12 protein-coding genes are annotated in these 13,701 nt (G+C 61.6%); 7 read left to right on the plus strand and 5 right to left on the minus strand.

The features are described from left to right. Positions 1-27: 27 nt before the first annotated feature. The gene (locus PL599_RS13735) at positions 28-972 is read left to right on the plus strand and encodes a VOC family protein (RefSeq protein WP_271359138.1); all 945 of its coding nucleotides are present in this window, start codon (positions 28-30) and stop codon (positions 970-972) included. A 240-nt stretch (positions 973-1,212) separates the two neighbouring features. Beyond that, positions 1,213-1,827, plus strand: a complete 615-nt coding sequence (locus PL599_RS13740) for an alpha/beta hydrolase (protein ID WP_077981400.1) — start codon at positions 1,213-1,215, stop codon at positions 1,825-1,827. A 196-nt stretch (positions 1,828-2,023) separates the two neighbouring features. On the opposite strand, the gene PL599_RS13745 is transcribed toward PL599_RS13740, so the two are convergent. Beyond that, complete coding sequence (locus PL599_RS13745; RefSeq protein WP_269824503.1) at positions 2,024-2,608, minus strand: transglycosylase SLT domain-containing protein; 585 nt, start codon at positions 2,606-2,608, stop codon at positions 2,024-2,026. 675 nt (positions 2,609-3,283) lie between these two features. Here PL599_RS13745 and PL599_RS13750 point away from each other — a divergent pair. Next, entirely contained in the window at positions 3,284-3,817 is a 534-nt protein-coding gene (locus PL599_RS13750; protein ID WP_269824502.1) for a transglutaminase-like cysteine peptidase, read from the plus strand. Positions 3,818-3,908: 91 nt separating this feature from the next. Here the strand turns inward: PL599_RS13750 and PL599_RS13755 are convergent, their stop codons facing one another. Then, positions 3,909-4,796 carry a DMT family transporter gene (locus tag PL599_RS13755; protein ID WP_162520557.1) on the minus strand — a complete coding sequence of 296 codons (888 nt, stop codon included), beginning with the start codon at positions 4,794-4,796 and terminating at the stop codon, positions 3,909-3,911. Between the two features lie 240 nt (positions 4,797-5,036). On the opposite strand from PL599_RS13755, the gene PL599_RS13760 reads away from it, so the two are divergent. Further along, a complete protein-coding gene (locus tag PL599_RS13760; protein ID WP_077981405.1) occupies positions 5,037-6,335 on the plus strand; it encodes an adenylosuccinate synthase in 1,299 nt (432 codons plus the stop codon). Positions 6,336-6,405: 70 nt separating this feature from the next. Then, complete coding sequence (locus PL599_RS13765; protein WP_269824501.1) at positions 6,406-8,712, plus strand: hypothetical protein; 2,307 nt, start codon at positions 6,406-6,408, stop codon at positions 8,710-8,712. Between the two features lie 297 nt (positions 8,713-9,009). Here PL599_RS13765 and rpoH read toward each other — a convergent pair whose 3' ends face one another. The 3 genes from rpoH to PL599_RS13780 form a co-directional block, all read right to left on the minus strand. Then, positions 9,010-9,912, minus strand: coding sequence for an RNA polymerase sigma factor RpoH (gene rpoH, locus PL599_RS13770; RefSeq protein WP_080789876.1), 903 nt, complete (start codon positions 9,910-9,912; stop codon positions 9,010-9,012). A 167-nt stretch (positions 9,913-10,079) separates the two neighbouring features. Next, entirely contained in the window at positions 10,080-10,904 is an 825-nt protein-coding gene (locus PL599_RS13775) for a class I SAM-dependent methyltransferase (RefSeq protein ID WP_137410870.1), read from the minus strand. A 271-nt stretch (positions 10,905-11,175) separates the two neighbouring features. Then, positions 11,176-12,198, minus strand: a complete 1,023-nt coding sequence (locus PL599_RS13780) for an RluA family pseudouridine synthase (RefSeq protein WP_269824500.1) — start codon at positions 12,196-12,198, stop codon at positions 11,176-11,178. A 38-nt stretch (positions 12,199-12,236) separates the two neighbouring features. On the opposite strand from PL599_RS13780, the gene PL599_RS13785 reads away from it, so the two are divergent. Next, positions 12,237-12,629: a hypothetical protein gene (locus PL599_RS13785; RefSeq protein WP_137410868.1), complete on the plus strand. Its 393-nt coding sequence runs from the start codon at positions 12,237-12,239 to the stop codon at positions 12,627-12,629. Further along, positions 12,619-13,473: a TrmH family RNA methyltransferase gene (locus PL599_RS13790; RefSeq protein ID WP_269824499.1), complete on the plus strand. Its 855-nt coding sequence runs from the start codon at positions 12,619-12,621 to the stop codon at positions 13,471-13,473. The genes PL599_RS13785 and PL599_RS13790 overlap by 11 nt, the downstream gene beginning before the upstream one ends. Positions 13,474-13,701 lie beyond the last annotated feature (228 nt).

Genomic DNA, 13,701 nt, shown 5'->3' on the forward strand with positions numbered 1-13,701 from the left:
AGGCCCGCCAGGCAAAAGGGGTTTATCATGCTCAACCAGATCAAGGGCCTGCACCACGTCACGTCCATGGCGGCGAGCGCGCGCCAGAACAACAATTTTTTCACCGATACGCTCGGCCTGCGCCGGGTGAAGAAGACGGTCAATTTCGACGCGCCTGACGTCTATCATCTCTATTATGGCGATGAGGTCGGCACGCCCGGCTCGGTCATGACCTACTTTCCGTTCCCGCACATCGCCCGTGGCCGTCCCGGCACCGGTGAGGTGGGCACGACGCTGTTTTCCGTCCCGGAAGGATCGCTCGGCTACTGGCAGGATCGTCTTTCGAAGGCCGGCGTGGACGGCCTGAAGGGTGATGAAGCCTTCGGCAACAAGCGCCTGCATTTCGCAGGTCCTGATGGAGACGGTTTTGCGCTGGTCGAGGTCAGGGACGACAACCGTGCGCAATGGATCGGCAACGGTGTCGGCGCGGATCAGGCGATCCATGGTTTTCAGGGTGCGTCGCTGCGCCTTCGCGATGAAGGTGCGACGGCCGAGCTTTTGAAATTCATGGGCTATCAGGAAGTGGATCGTCAGGATGGCGTACTGCGCCTCGGCATTCCCGGCGGCAACGGCGCCGACTTCATCGACATCGAGACCATGCCGAATATTTCTGGCGCGCGGCTGGGTGCGGGGTCTGTGCACCACATCGCCTTTGCGGTCGAAAACCGTGAAAAGCAGCTGGAGGTGCGCAAGGCGCTGATGGATACCGGTTATCAGGTGACGCCGGTGATCGACCGCGATTATTTCTGGGCGATCTATTTCCGCACGCCAGGCGGTGTGCTGTTCGAAGTGGCCACCAACGAACCTGGTTTCGACCGCGACGAGGATACCGCCCATCTCGGCGAGGCGCTGAAACTGCCGACCCAGCACGCGCATCTGCGCTCCGTGCTGGAAGAGCAGCTGGAACCGCTTGGGGATGAAATGACGGTTTAATTGTCAGGGACTTGGCCGCCCGTTTCTTCTCCCCGCCGGGGAGAAGGTGGCCCGAAGGGTCGGATGAGGGGGCACCGTTGCCGTATCTCACCGCCCTTGCCCCCTCATCCCGCTGCCGCGGACTTCTCCCCGCCGGGGAGAAGAAACGGGCGGCAGCCGCTCGCTCCCCATGATTGCTCCGCTTGGCTGAAGAAGCCGCGTGTATCGTTGAACCTTCTTCCTTTCAGAAAGGATTCTCCCATGACCAGGGACAGCTATTTCCACAAATCCCGCGCCGGCGTTGCCGGTGCACCGCTTTTCGTTTTGCTGCACGGCACCGGCGGCGATGAAAACCAGTTCTTCGATTTCGGCTCGCGCCTGCTGCCTGAGGCGACCATTCTCTCACCCGTCGGCGATGTCTCCGAACACGGTGCGGCGCGGTTTTTCCGGCGCACGGGAGAGGGCGTCTACGACATGGCCGACCTTCAACGGGCGACCGTCAAGATGGCGGATTTCATCAAGGCGAACCGGGAGCATTACCAGGCGGGTCCGGTCATCGGCCTCGGTTTTTCCAATGGTGCGAATATTCTCGCCAATGTGCTGATCGAAGAACCCGGACTTTTCGATGCGGCGGTGCTGATGCATCCGCTCATCCCGTTCGAGCCGAAGATTTCTCCCGCCAAGGCCTCGCGCCGGGTGCTGATTACGGCCGGCGAGCGCGATCCTATCTGCCCGGTGCCGCTGACGAAGGCGCTGGAACAGAGCCTCAAGGCACAGGGCGGCACGGTGGAAACCGTATGGCATCCGGGCGGGCATGAAATCCGCGCCGGCGAGATCGATGCGGTCAGGGGTTTTCTGGCGGCTTATGGGGAATAGGCGTGTGGCTGCACAGGCGCTCTCCGTCTGGCGCGACCATTCCGGCACCATGCCGCTCCCGACAAAACGTCATCCTCGGGCTTGACCCGAGGATCCACCGCCCGGCGTGACCATGGATCCTCGGGTCAAGCGCGAGGATGACGGAGGTGGTTGCTACTCCGTCCCTTGTTCTCAAGTGAACTTGTCCAGTCTCGCCTCAGCGATATCCGCATTGCTGCAACTGCGCCTCGTAACGCAGCGCCATGTTGGCGGAGCGGCGGGCGGCCTTTTGGACCGCGGAATTGTTGCGCCAGCTGCCCTTCGCATAACCGGCATGGCCGGAATAATAAGCGAGGTAGAGATTATAGGGGTCGTTCAGCGCAATGCCGTTTTCGCGTCGGCTCTTGGCGTGGTACCAGCCGACGAAATGGATCGCATCGGTGAAATCGGTGCGGCTTGCCGACCAGCGGCCGGTTTCGCGCTGGTAAACGCTCCATGTGCCGTCCAGCGCCTGTGCATAACCATAGGCGCTCGACTGGCGTTTCCAGGGAATGAAACCCAAGAGTTTGGTGCGCGGCGGCCGTGCATAGGGGCGGAAGGCGGATTCGGTGTAGATCGTCGCCATCATGACCGGCACGGGCACGCCGAATTCGCGCTCGGCCGCCTTGGCATCACGCCGCCAGTTGTTGAAGATGCCGTTCCGCTGCTCGAAAATCGCACAGGCATTGGTGACCTGCGACGGTGCGGTGGCGCAGCCGGCCAGGACGAGCATCAGAAAAACAACGGCAGATACGCCACGCATAACGGAACCCTTTCGTTCCGTTATTCTTAAATTGCTAACCATTAACGTCGGGTTTTAAGACAAGGTTAATTCAAATGCCTGACATCGCGCGGCCGTTAACCCGCTGAAAATTCCTGTGGCGGGGATGGGGCAAAACCAGCCGCGCATCGTCGCTTCCTGTCATCTTTCGACTTTTTTCTTCCCCGTGCATCCCCGGTGTCTATCTGCGCGGTAGGCTTGTCTCCATACCGGTCATCAAACGTGCGCGCGGCGCGAGATGGGCGGGGCAGGCGGCCGAGACTGGGGAGTTTCCCAATGTCACGGTTGAGGCGGCCGGCATGTGGCCTCCTTCCAAACAGGAACCGGTTTGGCGGGTGCGTTACAGGTTAAAATATCGGAGCCGGGCCGCATCGTCTGCAAACCCTCCAATACCAATCCATGCCCCGCAGCGATGCGGCCCTTTCTCTCCCGCCACGTTGCCGCGACTATCGCGGCGACGGCATCGACGCATGTCTGAAAATGTGCTCGGTGTCCCAAAAATCAAAACCGATAAAATTGTAGCAATCGGCTTAAAGCGCCTGAAAACAGTGCTGTGCCATTGTGGGATCACAGACGGAGAGCGGCCCTTGCAAGAGGCGCTCCACAAAACAGAAATCGAGACCGGCACAAGCCGGCGGATCGCAAACGGGGTATGAAATGCTGAAGAAGATTATTGCTGCCGCCATCTGCGGAATTGCCGTTGCTTCCATGTCCAACCATGCCGACGCTGCTGGCGCTGCCGGTTTTGCCCGCGGTTTCGCCGCCGTCGAGAAATCCGCCGTGACGCAGATCGGTGTTTCCGCGCCTGATGGTTTCGACGGCTGCGTTCTTGCCGCCGGCCAGTGCGTCTCTGCCATCGCTGCGCCGCTGACGGTCGAGCGCCGTGAGGAACTGCTGCGCGTCAACCGCGACGTGAACGCCACAATGGGCGCGCTCGACGATTATGTCTCCGGTTTTGCAACCGATGTTCCGGCAACGCCGTCTTTGAGCCTTGGCGATTGCGGTGATTGCGCCGCCATCAAGCGCACGGCCCTTGCCGGCGCCGGCTGGTCCTCCAGCGCGCTGCGCCTCGCCTTTTCGCTGAACAATGACGGATCGCTCGAAAAAGTGCTGATCGTTACCACCGACAGGGGCGATATCGTCCTTGGCAACGCCGTCTTTTCTCCGGCAGAGCGCGAAACCGCGCTTTGACCTTTGGTTCGAGCATCGGAAACAGTTTGCGATCCGACGCTCCATTCTTTCATGCCTGCCAGACTGCGCCGGTTTTCCTGACCCTGTTGGTTCAGGAAGCCGGCGATTTTTTTCGTTCCGCGACGGCAATGCCCGCCAGCGCCATGATGAGTGCGGCTATCTGATACGTGTGCAGCGTTTCGCTGAGCACGAAGACGGACAGCAGCGTGCCGAAGACAGGCACAAGGTTGATGAAGAGGCCGGCGCGGTTGGCGCCGATCTGTTCCACGCCCTTGATGTACAGGATCTGCGCGACGAGTGAGGCAAAAATCCCGGCATAGACCACCAGCACCCAACCCTTCTGATCCGGCCAGACGACGCTGTTGCGGGAGATTTCCCAGAAGACCAGCGGCACCGAGGTGAGGAGCGCGAAGAAGGCGGGGATGGCCATCAGCGTGCGCCAGTCGACGGCCGGTTTCCAGCGCAGAATGACGGTGTAGATCGCATAAACAAGCACGGCGAGCAGCATGACGGCGTCGCCGACATTCATTTCCAGTTGCAGCAGCGAGACCGGATCGCCATGCGAGGCGAGCAGCGCCACACCGGCGATGGTGAGGCAGAAGCCGGCGATCTGGCCGAACAGCACGCGGGTGCGGAACAGTATGAAGTTCAGGACGAAGATGACCATGGGAATGCCGGCCTGGATGACGGCGGCATTGATGGCCGAGGTGTGTTGCAGGGCCGTGTAGAGAAACACGTTAAAGGCGGTATAACCGACACTGCCGAGCACGAAGAAATAGGGCAGGCGCTGTTTCACCACCGGCCAGTCCTTGATGAGTTGCGGCACGGAAATGGCGAAGATGATGGCGACGGCGAAGACCCAGCGCAGGAAGGTGAAGGCCATGGGGCTGATGTGGCCGACGGCCAGCTTTCCGGCAACGGTGTTGCCGCCCCAGCAGAGCGTGGCGATGATGAGGGCGATATAGGCTTTCGAAGGCACGCTGATGTTTCGCTTCTTCAATGGGTGGGAAAACGGAGAGGGGTGGATGGCGGCCTCGCGCCCGCGCTTGGCCCCCACGGGGCGAGATAATGCGGGAAATCCGCGTCTTGTCACGGAAAAAGCAAAATTCTCCATAAGAAACAGGGTCGCTTTCCGTAAAACAACGCAGTATACATTCGCGGGTTTGGGTTTCCCATCGGGTTATCGGGCGTGCAAGCGCCATGAGCAGGAAAGCAAGAAATGACGAATGTTGTGGTGGTCGGCTCGCAATGGGGCGACGAAGGCAAAGGCAAGATTGTCGACTGGCTGTCCGAGCGGGCAGATGTCGTCGTGCGGTATCAGGGCGGCCATAATGCCGGCCATACGCTTGTCATCGATGGCATCAGCTACAAGCTTTCGCTCCTGCCGTCCGGCGTCGTGCGTCCCGGCAAGCTTGCCGTCATCGGCAATGGCGTCGTGGTCGATCCGCATGCCCTGATTGCCGAAATCGGCCGTCTGGAAGCGCAGGGCGTCAAGGTCACGCCGGAAAACCTGCGCATCGCCGACAACGCCACCCTTATTCTTTCTCTGCATCGAGAACTGGACGGCATGCGCGAAGATGCGGCCTCCAACAGCGGCACCAAGATCGGCACCACCCGCCGCGGCATCGGCCCGGCCTATGAAGACAAGGTCGGCCGCCGCGCCATCCGCGTCATGGATCTGGCCGACATGGAGGCGCTTTCCGCCAAGGTCGACCGCATCCTCACGCATCACAATGCGCTTCGTCGCGGTTTCGGCGCGGCTGAAGTGGCGCATGAGACGATCATGGAAGAACTGGGCTCGATTGCCGAACGCATCCTGCCGTTCAGCGAAACCGTCTGGCTGCTGCTCGACAAGAAGCGCCGCGCCGGTGCGCGCATCCTGTTCGAAGGCGCTCAAGGGTCGCTGCTCGATATCGACCATGGCACCTATCCTTACGTGACCTCTTCCAACACGGTTGCCGGTCAGGCCGCTGCCGGTTCGGGCATGGGTCCGGGTTCCCTGGGTTACATTCTCGGCATCACCAAGGCCTACACCACCCGTGTTGGCGAAGGTCCGTTCCCGACCGAGCTGAACGACGAGATCGGCCAGTTCCTGGGCGAAAAGGGTCATGAATTCGGCACCGTCACCGGCCGCAAGCGCCGCTGCGGCTGGTTCGATGCCGCACTGGTGCGCCAGTCGGTCGCCACCAACGGTATTACCGGCATCGCGCTCACCAAGCTCGATGTTCTCGACGGTCTCGACGAGCTGAAAATCTGCGTCGGTTACAAGCTGGACGGGCAGGAAATCGATCATCTTCCGGCAAGCCAGGGCGCGCAGGCGCGGGTCGAGCCGATCTACGTCACACTGGAAGGCTGGAAGGAATCTACCGTCGGTGCCCGAAAATGGGCGGATTTGCCTGCTCAGGCAATCAAATATGTCCGTCAGGTCGAGGAATTGATCGGGGCGCCTGTCGCGCTTCTGTCGACAAGTCCGGAGCGTGACGACACCATACTTGTGACTGATCCGTTTGAGGATTAATGTCCTCGGCGATCTAGATTCATAAACCATATCGGGCCGGTACGTCGCCGGTCACGACGAGAAAGTGCTTATGGCGGATTTTGTAGCAGTCATTCGCAAGGCCGTGGATGGCTTGGCGAACAATACTCCCGAAAACCGGGCGAAGGTTTACGACAAGGCGCGCAGTGCTGTTGTGCGCCAGCTCGAGAATATGAAGCCACGTCCGCCGGAAGAATTGTTGCGCCGGCAGATCGCCAAGCTGGACGCCGCAATCGCCGAGGTGGACAGCGAATATGCAGAGGCGCTTCCGGCGCTGGAGGAAGATGACGCTGTCTCTCCCGCTGCGGAAGAGACGGCGGCGTCCTATTACCAGCAGGATTCCGCCGACGAAGACGACGCCCGCGCCGCCGAGCCGGCGGAGGATGCAGACCGGGAAGAGGCGCGGCACGAGCCGGTCTACGAAGAACCGGCAGCCGCTGAACCCGCGCAATCCGAGCCGGTTTACGAAGAAGCGGTCGAAGAGGAAGAGCCCCGGCACGCTGACACCGCTGCCGATGAGGAGCCGCATCACGGCGGCCGCGAGCCGGAAGAGCTTTATGATGCGCCGGAAACGGTTCATGCCGCTCACGCTCCGGCACACGGCTCCGACGAAGCCGTCGGCACCTATTTCGTCCGTACGGAAGAAGAGCCGGCTCACCAGCCGCAGGATGACTATGTGGTGCCTGAAACGGCGCCCGCTCCTGCTGATGATTCCGTTCCGTCCCATTGGGCGCAGCCGGTGGATGAGGACGACTGGCGCAAGCTCGAGGACGCGCAGGACGACGATGTGCGTCCGGCCGGAGAGGAATATGAAGAGGTTCGTAACGAGACCGAGGAAGGTCCGCTCGTTGCCGGTTATGCCGCTCAGCATTACCAGGAACCGGAGGTAAGCTTCGAGCCGGCCCCTTACGACGAGCATGAGCGTCGCGAGGCGGACGACCATTTCGGCCCCGCCGCCGTGGAGCACGCGCCCGCCTTTGGTGGCCGGCACGATTTCGACGATCATCGCCAGACGGAAGAGCAGGCCCCGAAAAAGGCAGCCGTGGTCGAGGATTTTTCGTCCTATTTCCAGGATGCGGATATCGCCATTCCGCCGAAGGACGCGCCAGCGCTGCCGCGCGCCGATAACGATCTCTTCGGCGATCAGGCCGCGGCAAAGGACAATAAGGAACGCACGCCCTGGGACGATCTGGACGAGTTGATCGGTTATGACGGCGCGTCGTCCTCCACCAGTCAGGCTCCGGGCGAACCGAATGGTGTGGGCGCTGCCGCCGCGACGCCCGCCTATATGGTCAAGAAGAAGCCGCGTCGCAATTATGCGTCGGTGGTGCTTGCCCTTGCCGGCGTGGCGCTGCTAGCCGGCGGCGGTTATGCCGTGTGGATGAACCGCGATGCGCTGAACGATATGGTCGGCGGGCTGGTCAGCTCCGCACAGAACGGCGGCTCAAGCGAGACGGCTTCGAACGGGACGGGTGAGGCGCAGACCTCGACACCGCCGGCGACCCAGCAGCCGCCCGCCACGGGGCAGCAGCCGACGTCCCCGACCAACCAACAGACGCCGGCCCATGGCGATGACGGCTCCGTCACCGGCACCAAGTTCACTCAGCGGCTTCTGGCCGACGGCACAGAGCGTGACGAGGGACCTGCGCCGGGCGCGAACGGCCAGCCCGTTACCGCCGAAGGCCAGTCGGTCTATGAGCAGAATGTCGCGCCGCCGGCTGCGGGCGAGGCTCCGGCCAATAATGCCGGTGCGCCAGCCGGAACGCCTGCCGGCACGCCGGCGCAGCAGCCCGCCGCCGCCGCCGGCGACCGCATGTTCCTTTATGAGGAAGTGCTGGGTCAGACGGTGCCGACCGCCATTCAGGGCAGCGTTTCCTGGTCGCTGCAGCAGGAAAATGACGGCGATGGCAAACCTTCGCCCACCGTGCAGGGTCAGATCAACGTTCCCGGCCGTGGCCTCAGCGCACTGATCACCTTTAAGCGCAATACCGACCCGTCGCTGCCGGCCAGCCATCTGATCGAGATCGTCTTCTCGGTATCGCCCGGCTTCGAAGGCGGCGCTATCGACAGCGTCCAGCGCATCGCGATGAAGAGCACCGAGCAGGATCGCGGCAACGCCCTGATTGCGGTTCCGGCCAAGATCACCGACGATTTCCACATGATTGCGCTCAACGATTTCCCGGATGCGATGAAGACCAATCTGGAGCTTCTGAAGAGTCGCAACTGGATCGACATTCCGGTTTCCTATCGCAATGGCCGGCGTGCGCTGCTGACCCTGCAAAAGGGCAATGACGGCATCGCCGCCTTCGACAAGGCGCTCAGCGAATGGGCGGCGGCAACGCCGACGACCGGGCAGTGATGATCCGGGGGCTTGCCGAGAGCTGGCCCCCTCATCGCCTCGCTTACGCTCCGGCACTTCTCCCCGGCGGGGAGAAGAATTTGCGGCAACCTATCGACCTCTCAAAGCATCAGTCTGAAATCCCCTGTGGAATGAGACGGTGCCCCAGCTTCTTCTCCCCGCCGGGGAGAAGTGCCGGAGCGCAGCGAGGCGATGAGGGGGCTGCACCTACCGTCCTGAATAATGCCGGTTTCAAACAAAAAGCCCGCAGTTCTTGCGATCCGCGGGCTTTATGTCGACTAGCGTTTTAAGGAGCGCTTACGCATCCACCACGCGCAATGCACGCGCGGCTTCCAGCGCTTCCTTCTGCACCGCTTCCTGCACCTTCTCGAAGGCGCGAACCTCGATCTGGCGGACGCGTTCACGGCTGATGTCGAACTCGGATGAGAGTTCTTCCAGCGTCACCGGGTCTTCGGCAAGGCGGCGGGCTTCGAAGATGCGGCGTTCGCGCTCGTTCAGCACGCCCATGGCTTTCGCCAGCATGCGGCGGCGGGTTTCCAGCTCGTCCTGCTCGATCAGCACGTCTTCCTGGCTGTCATGATCGTCCACCAGCCAGTCCTGCCATTGGCCGGATTCGCCTTCGGACGCCTTGATCGGCGCATTCAGCGATGCGTCGCCATGCAGGCGGCGGTTCATCGAGATGACTTCTTCTTCCGACACCTGCAGCTTGGTGGCGATTTCCTTGACGTGTTCCGGCTTCAGATCGCCATCGTCGATCGCCTGAATGCGGCCCTTCAGCCGGCGCAGGTTGAAGAATAGACGCTTCTGGTTGGCGGTCGTACCCATCTTCACCAGCGACCACGAGCGCAGGATATATTCCTGGATCGAGGCCTTGATCCACCACATGGCATAGGTGGCCAGACGGAAGCCGCGTTCCGGATCGAACTTCTTCACCGCCTGCATCAGGCCGACATTGCCTTCGGACACGACTTCGCCGATCGGCAGGCCGTAACCGCGGTAACCCATGGCGATCTTGGCAACAAGACGCAGATGGCTGGTGACGAGTTTGTGTGCGGCGTCGCGGTCGCCATGCTCGGCATAACGCTTGCCCAGCATGTATTCTTCCTGCGGCTCCAGCATCGGAAATTTACGGATTTCGTCGAGATATCTATTGAGGCCGGCTTCGCCGGCTGTAATCGTAGGCAAACTATTGCGGGCCATAAAGCACCCCCTTATCTATGGTCTGGAACGGCACCCTCTTTGGCATGGCAAATCACCCGCCCGAGGCACACCGTAAGCTGCGGGTCGTTACCGACCCCGCACGAACCCATGTGACAAATATGTACGCGCCCGCCGCGTTTCAAGCGAACGCTGCGTTCACACATACGTTATATTCCAGTCACACCTTCCTTGATCTGTTTAACTTTCGAACGGTAGATTCGTTCCGAGAAGCCACCAAGGCCGGAGCGCACCATCAGTTCATACATCACCCGTCTGCGCATGGGATTGTGCAGGCGCACCACCTTCGAGCCGAGGAACTGCGTTTCGACATGGGAAAGGGCCTGCAGATCGTGATCGGCGGCGATGGCAGCAGCATAGGTGGCGTGAAATTCCCGGTGACAGACATAGGTCTTGTATTTCGTCATGCCGAAGCAGACGAGGCTATGGCCATGGGTGCGCAGAAAATCGGCGACGCCCACCGTCACTTCCGGCCAGGCGGGGTTGAAAGTGTCGTCGAAGACGATGACGCCATGCGGCTCGATCACCTCCATGGCCAGTTTCGCATCGGCCAGCACATGGTGCAGGGTGTGGCCGCCGTCGATGCTGAAGAAGCGGGCGGGGCCGATGCGGGAGGTGATATCGGCGGGCGCCAGCCGGGTGCTGTCGCCCTTGATGATGAGGTTCTCGTCCATTGGAAAGTCCAGCCGGCGACCGTTTTCCATCAGGCGCTCATATTGGTCGAGGCTGCCGTCTTCCGGCGGGTCGAGATCGAACAAGTCGACGCCCAGAACCTTTTCCTGCGGCTGCGCGAATTTGCGCAGCAGGAAATAGGATCGGCCATAATAAACGCCGATTTCCGCCAGGCCGCCATGGAGGCCGCTTTTCGTCTGGGCCTGCAACAGCGCTTTGAAGACGAGCGCATCGGGCGGGTCGATATAACCTTCGACGCTGCGCAACTCCTGAAATATAAACCGGCGGTCTTCGATATTCATGCGATAGATCCCGTCATCATGCCGGTTCCGTTCGGGGCGGATCGAACGAATGGCGTCTCTGCGCTTTATTTGGCAGGCTTGAAATCGTCACAGTTTAATGGCCGCGATTTCAGGCGTTGCGGGGCCGAGGAGGTGTGACGATTGAAGCGAAATTGGGGCGGTCTATAAAAAGGACCGACTGCGGAATATCGCTATCCGCTAATCTTTTTTTATTATCCGGGGCTTCCGGCGAAATGCATGGCGCGGTTTTTTGACCGCGCCATGCAGGTTTTCAGCCACGCAATGCGGCGGTCAGCGCTTCCATGTCGTCGGGCAGGTCGGTTTCGAATTCCATCACCTCGCCGGTGCGCGGATGTTCGAAAGCGAGCAGATAGGCATGCAGAGCCTGGCGCGGAAAGCCGCGGACGGTGCTTTTGGCCGGTTCTTCGAGAAGGTTCGCCTTGGTGCGGAAGGCCGCGCCATATTCGGGATCGCCGATCAGCGGATGGCCGATATGGGCCATGTGCACGCGGATCTGGTGGGTGCGGCCGGTTTCCAGACGGCATTCCACCATGGAGGCGAGGCAGGTGGCGTCCGGCCGCTCATGGTAGCGTTCCATCACCTCGTAATGGGTGATCGCCTCGCGGGCATCGTCGGCATCCTCGTGTTTGACGGCGCGTTTGGTGCGGTCGGCGCTGCGGCCGAGTGCTGCGTCGATGGTGCCGCGCAGGGTTCGCGGGCGGCCCCAGACGACGGCCTTGTAGGCGCGCTCCAGCGGCCCGGTGCGGCCATGATCGGCAAATTGCGCGGCGAGATGCCGGTGGGCATTGTCGTTCTTCGCCACGACCATGACACCGGAGGTTTCCTTGTCCAACCGGTGCACGATGCCCGGCCGCTTGACACCGCCAATGCCGGAGAGGCTGTCGCCGCAATGGTGGATGAGGGCGTTGACCAGCGTGCCGGTCCAGTTGCCTGCGCCCGGATGCACGACGAGACCGGCCGGTTTGACCAGCACGATCAGGTCTTCATCCTCATATTCCACGTCGAGCGGAATGTCCTCGCCCTTGGGTTCCGGGTCTTCCGGCTCGGGCATGATGATTTCGATACGGTCGCCGGGATGCACCTTCTTCTTCGGCTCCGTCACCGGATTGCCGTTGAGGGAAACCGCGCCCTGTTCGATCAGCGCCTTCAGGCGGCTGCGGGAGAAGTCGCCGCCCACCTCGCCTGCCAGCCACGAATCGAGGCGGCCTTCGGCATCTTCCCCGGCAATCAGGACTTTCCTTGCGTCTCCGCCTTGTTTAAAGGGGTCGTTCATTCTTATTTTTCCGATCCATCAGCATTTCAGGGAACCCGATGACGCAGATCGAGCAAGACGAACAGGAAGACAAGCCGCTTGATCCGGCCATGGAAAAAGTTCGCCGCAAGATGATCCGTTTGCAGATCGTGTCGGGCTCCGTGATGTTTATCAGCCTTATGGCCGTCTTCGGTGCGGTTGTCTACAAGGCGATGGGGCCGTCGAAGGCGGTTCAGACACAGGCGGAAGCGCCGAACCTTGCCGTTCCCACCGGCAATGGCCCGATGGCGGTCACCGCCAGCCTGCCGCAGGGCTTCACGATCGACAATGTCAGCTATTCCGGCGGCGACATGCTGTTTTATGGCCGGCTTTCCAATGGCACCCGCAAGGCGCTGGTCTTCAATGTTGCGACCGGCCGGTTCCTCGCCGATGTGACGGTCGATGGCCAGTGAGGCCAATAACCTGCTGGAGGGGCGACCGCTGATCCCGGTCGAGGATCCCGCCGATCCGCGCATCGCCGCGTTTCGCGATATTCGCGAGCGTGATCTCACCGGCCGTCAAGGTCGGTTCATTGCGGAAGGCACGGTGGTGCTGCGCATGCTGGCCGCCGCCCACAAAGCGGGAGGCGCATTTGCAGCCGAGAGCATCCTGATCCTGCGCAACCGCCTTTCCGGCGTTGCGGATATCCTTGCGGATTTCCCGCCGGATGTGCCGGTCTATGTGGCGGAAGCGCCGGTGCTGGACGGCATCGTCGGTTTTCACCTGCATCGCGGCATTCTGGCGCTCGGGCGGCGGGTTCAGGATCGCGGACTGGAAGAAATGACGGCGGCACTTCCCGCATCTTCCCTGGTGCTTGTCGGCTGCGGCATTTCCAACCACGATAATCTCGGCGCGATGTTCCGCAATGCGGCGGCCTTTTACGCCGATGCGGTGCTGCTGGACGAGACGTGTTGCGACCCGCTTTATCGCAAGGCGCTCAGGGTTTCCGTGGGCTCGGTGCTGTCGGTTCCCTATCATCGCGGTGGCGGGGCGGTGGACATGCTGGAGCGGCTTTCCGAGGCGGGGTTTGCTATCTGGAGCCTGTCTCCGAATGGCGAGACGGAGATACGCGATATTCCCCGATCACAGCGCATGGCGCTGGTGATCGGCACAGAAGGCGAGGGGTTGCCGCAATCGGTGCTCTCGCGGTTTCATACCGCGCGGATTGCGCAGTCGCCGCAGCTGGATAGCCTGAATGCGGGGACGGCTTCGGGGCTGGCGCTTTATGAGATGGCGGGGGTGATGGGGCGGGTGTAGATCAGAGCCGCTTTAGCACTTCGGCGTATGCGGCTCACCCCCCTCTGTCCTGCCGGACATCTCCCCCTCAAGGGGGGAGATCGACTCGTGGTGAGGCCTCGCCCCTCTCAACGTTTGCGAATGAAGCGGTGGTCGCGCCTCCTGCCGATCTCCCCCCTTGAGGGGGAGATGCCCGGCAGGGCAGAGGGGGGTGAGCCGCACACTCAACGTTGAGGTAAACCAGACCCT

Origin of the sequence: Agrobacterium sp. ST15.16.055, assembly GCF_027956555.1 — a bacterium.
Taxonomy (GTDB): Bacteria; Pseudomonadota; Alphaproteobacteria; order Rhizobiales; family Rhizobiaceae; genus Agrobacterium; species Agrobacterium salinitolerans.

Excerpts from the sequence above, each read along its gene's own strand:
- PL599_RS13735 (WP_271359138.1), top strand. The coding sequence starts at position 28 with ATGCTCAACCAGATCAAGGGCCTGCACCACGTCACGTCCATGGCGGCG.
- PL599_RS13740 (WP_077981400.1), top strand. The coding sequence starts at position 1,213 with ATGACCAGGGACAGCTATTTCCACAAATCCCGCGCCGGCGTTGCCGGT.
- PL599_RS13745 (WP_269824503.1), bottom strand. The coding sequence starts at position 2,608 with ATGCGTGGCGTATCTGCCGTTGTTTTTCTGATGCTCGTCCTGGCCGGC.
- PL599_RS13750 (WP_269824502.1), top strand. The coding sequence starts at position 3,284 with ATGCTGAAGAAGATTATTGCTGCCGCCATCTGCGGAATTGCCGTTGCT.
- PL599_RS13760 (WP_077981405.1), top strand. The coding sequence starts at position 5,037 with ATGACGAATGTTGTGGTGGTCGGCTCGCAATGGGGCGACGAAGGCAAA.
- PL599_RS13765 (WP_269824501.1), top strand. The coding sequence starts at position 6,406 with ATGGCGGATTTTGTAGCAGTCATTCGCAAGGCCGTGGATGGCTTGGCG.
- rpoH (WP_080789876.1), bottom strand. The coding sequence starts at position 9,912 with ATGGCCCGCAATAGTTTGCCTACGATTACAGCCGGCGAAGCCGGCCTC.
- PL599_RS13775 (WP_137410870.1), bottom strand. The coding sequence starts at position 10,904 with ATGAATATCGAAGACCGCCGGTTTATATTTCAGGAGTTGCGCAGCGTC.
- PL599_RS13780 (WP_269824500.1), bottom strand. The coding sequence starts at position 12,198 with ATGAACGACCCCTTTAAACAAGGCGGAGACGCAAGGAAAGTCCTGATT.
- PL599_RS13785 (WP_137410868.1), top strand. The coding sequence starts at position 12,237 with ATGACGCAGATCGAGCAAGACGAACAGGAAGACAAGCCGCTTGATCCG.
- PL599_RS13790 (WP_269824499.1), top strand. The coding sequence starts at position 12,619 with ATGGCCAGTGAGGCCAATAACCTGCTGGAGGGGCGACCGCTGATCCCG.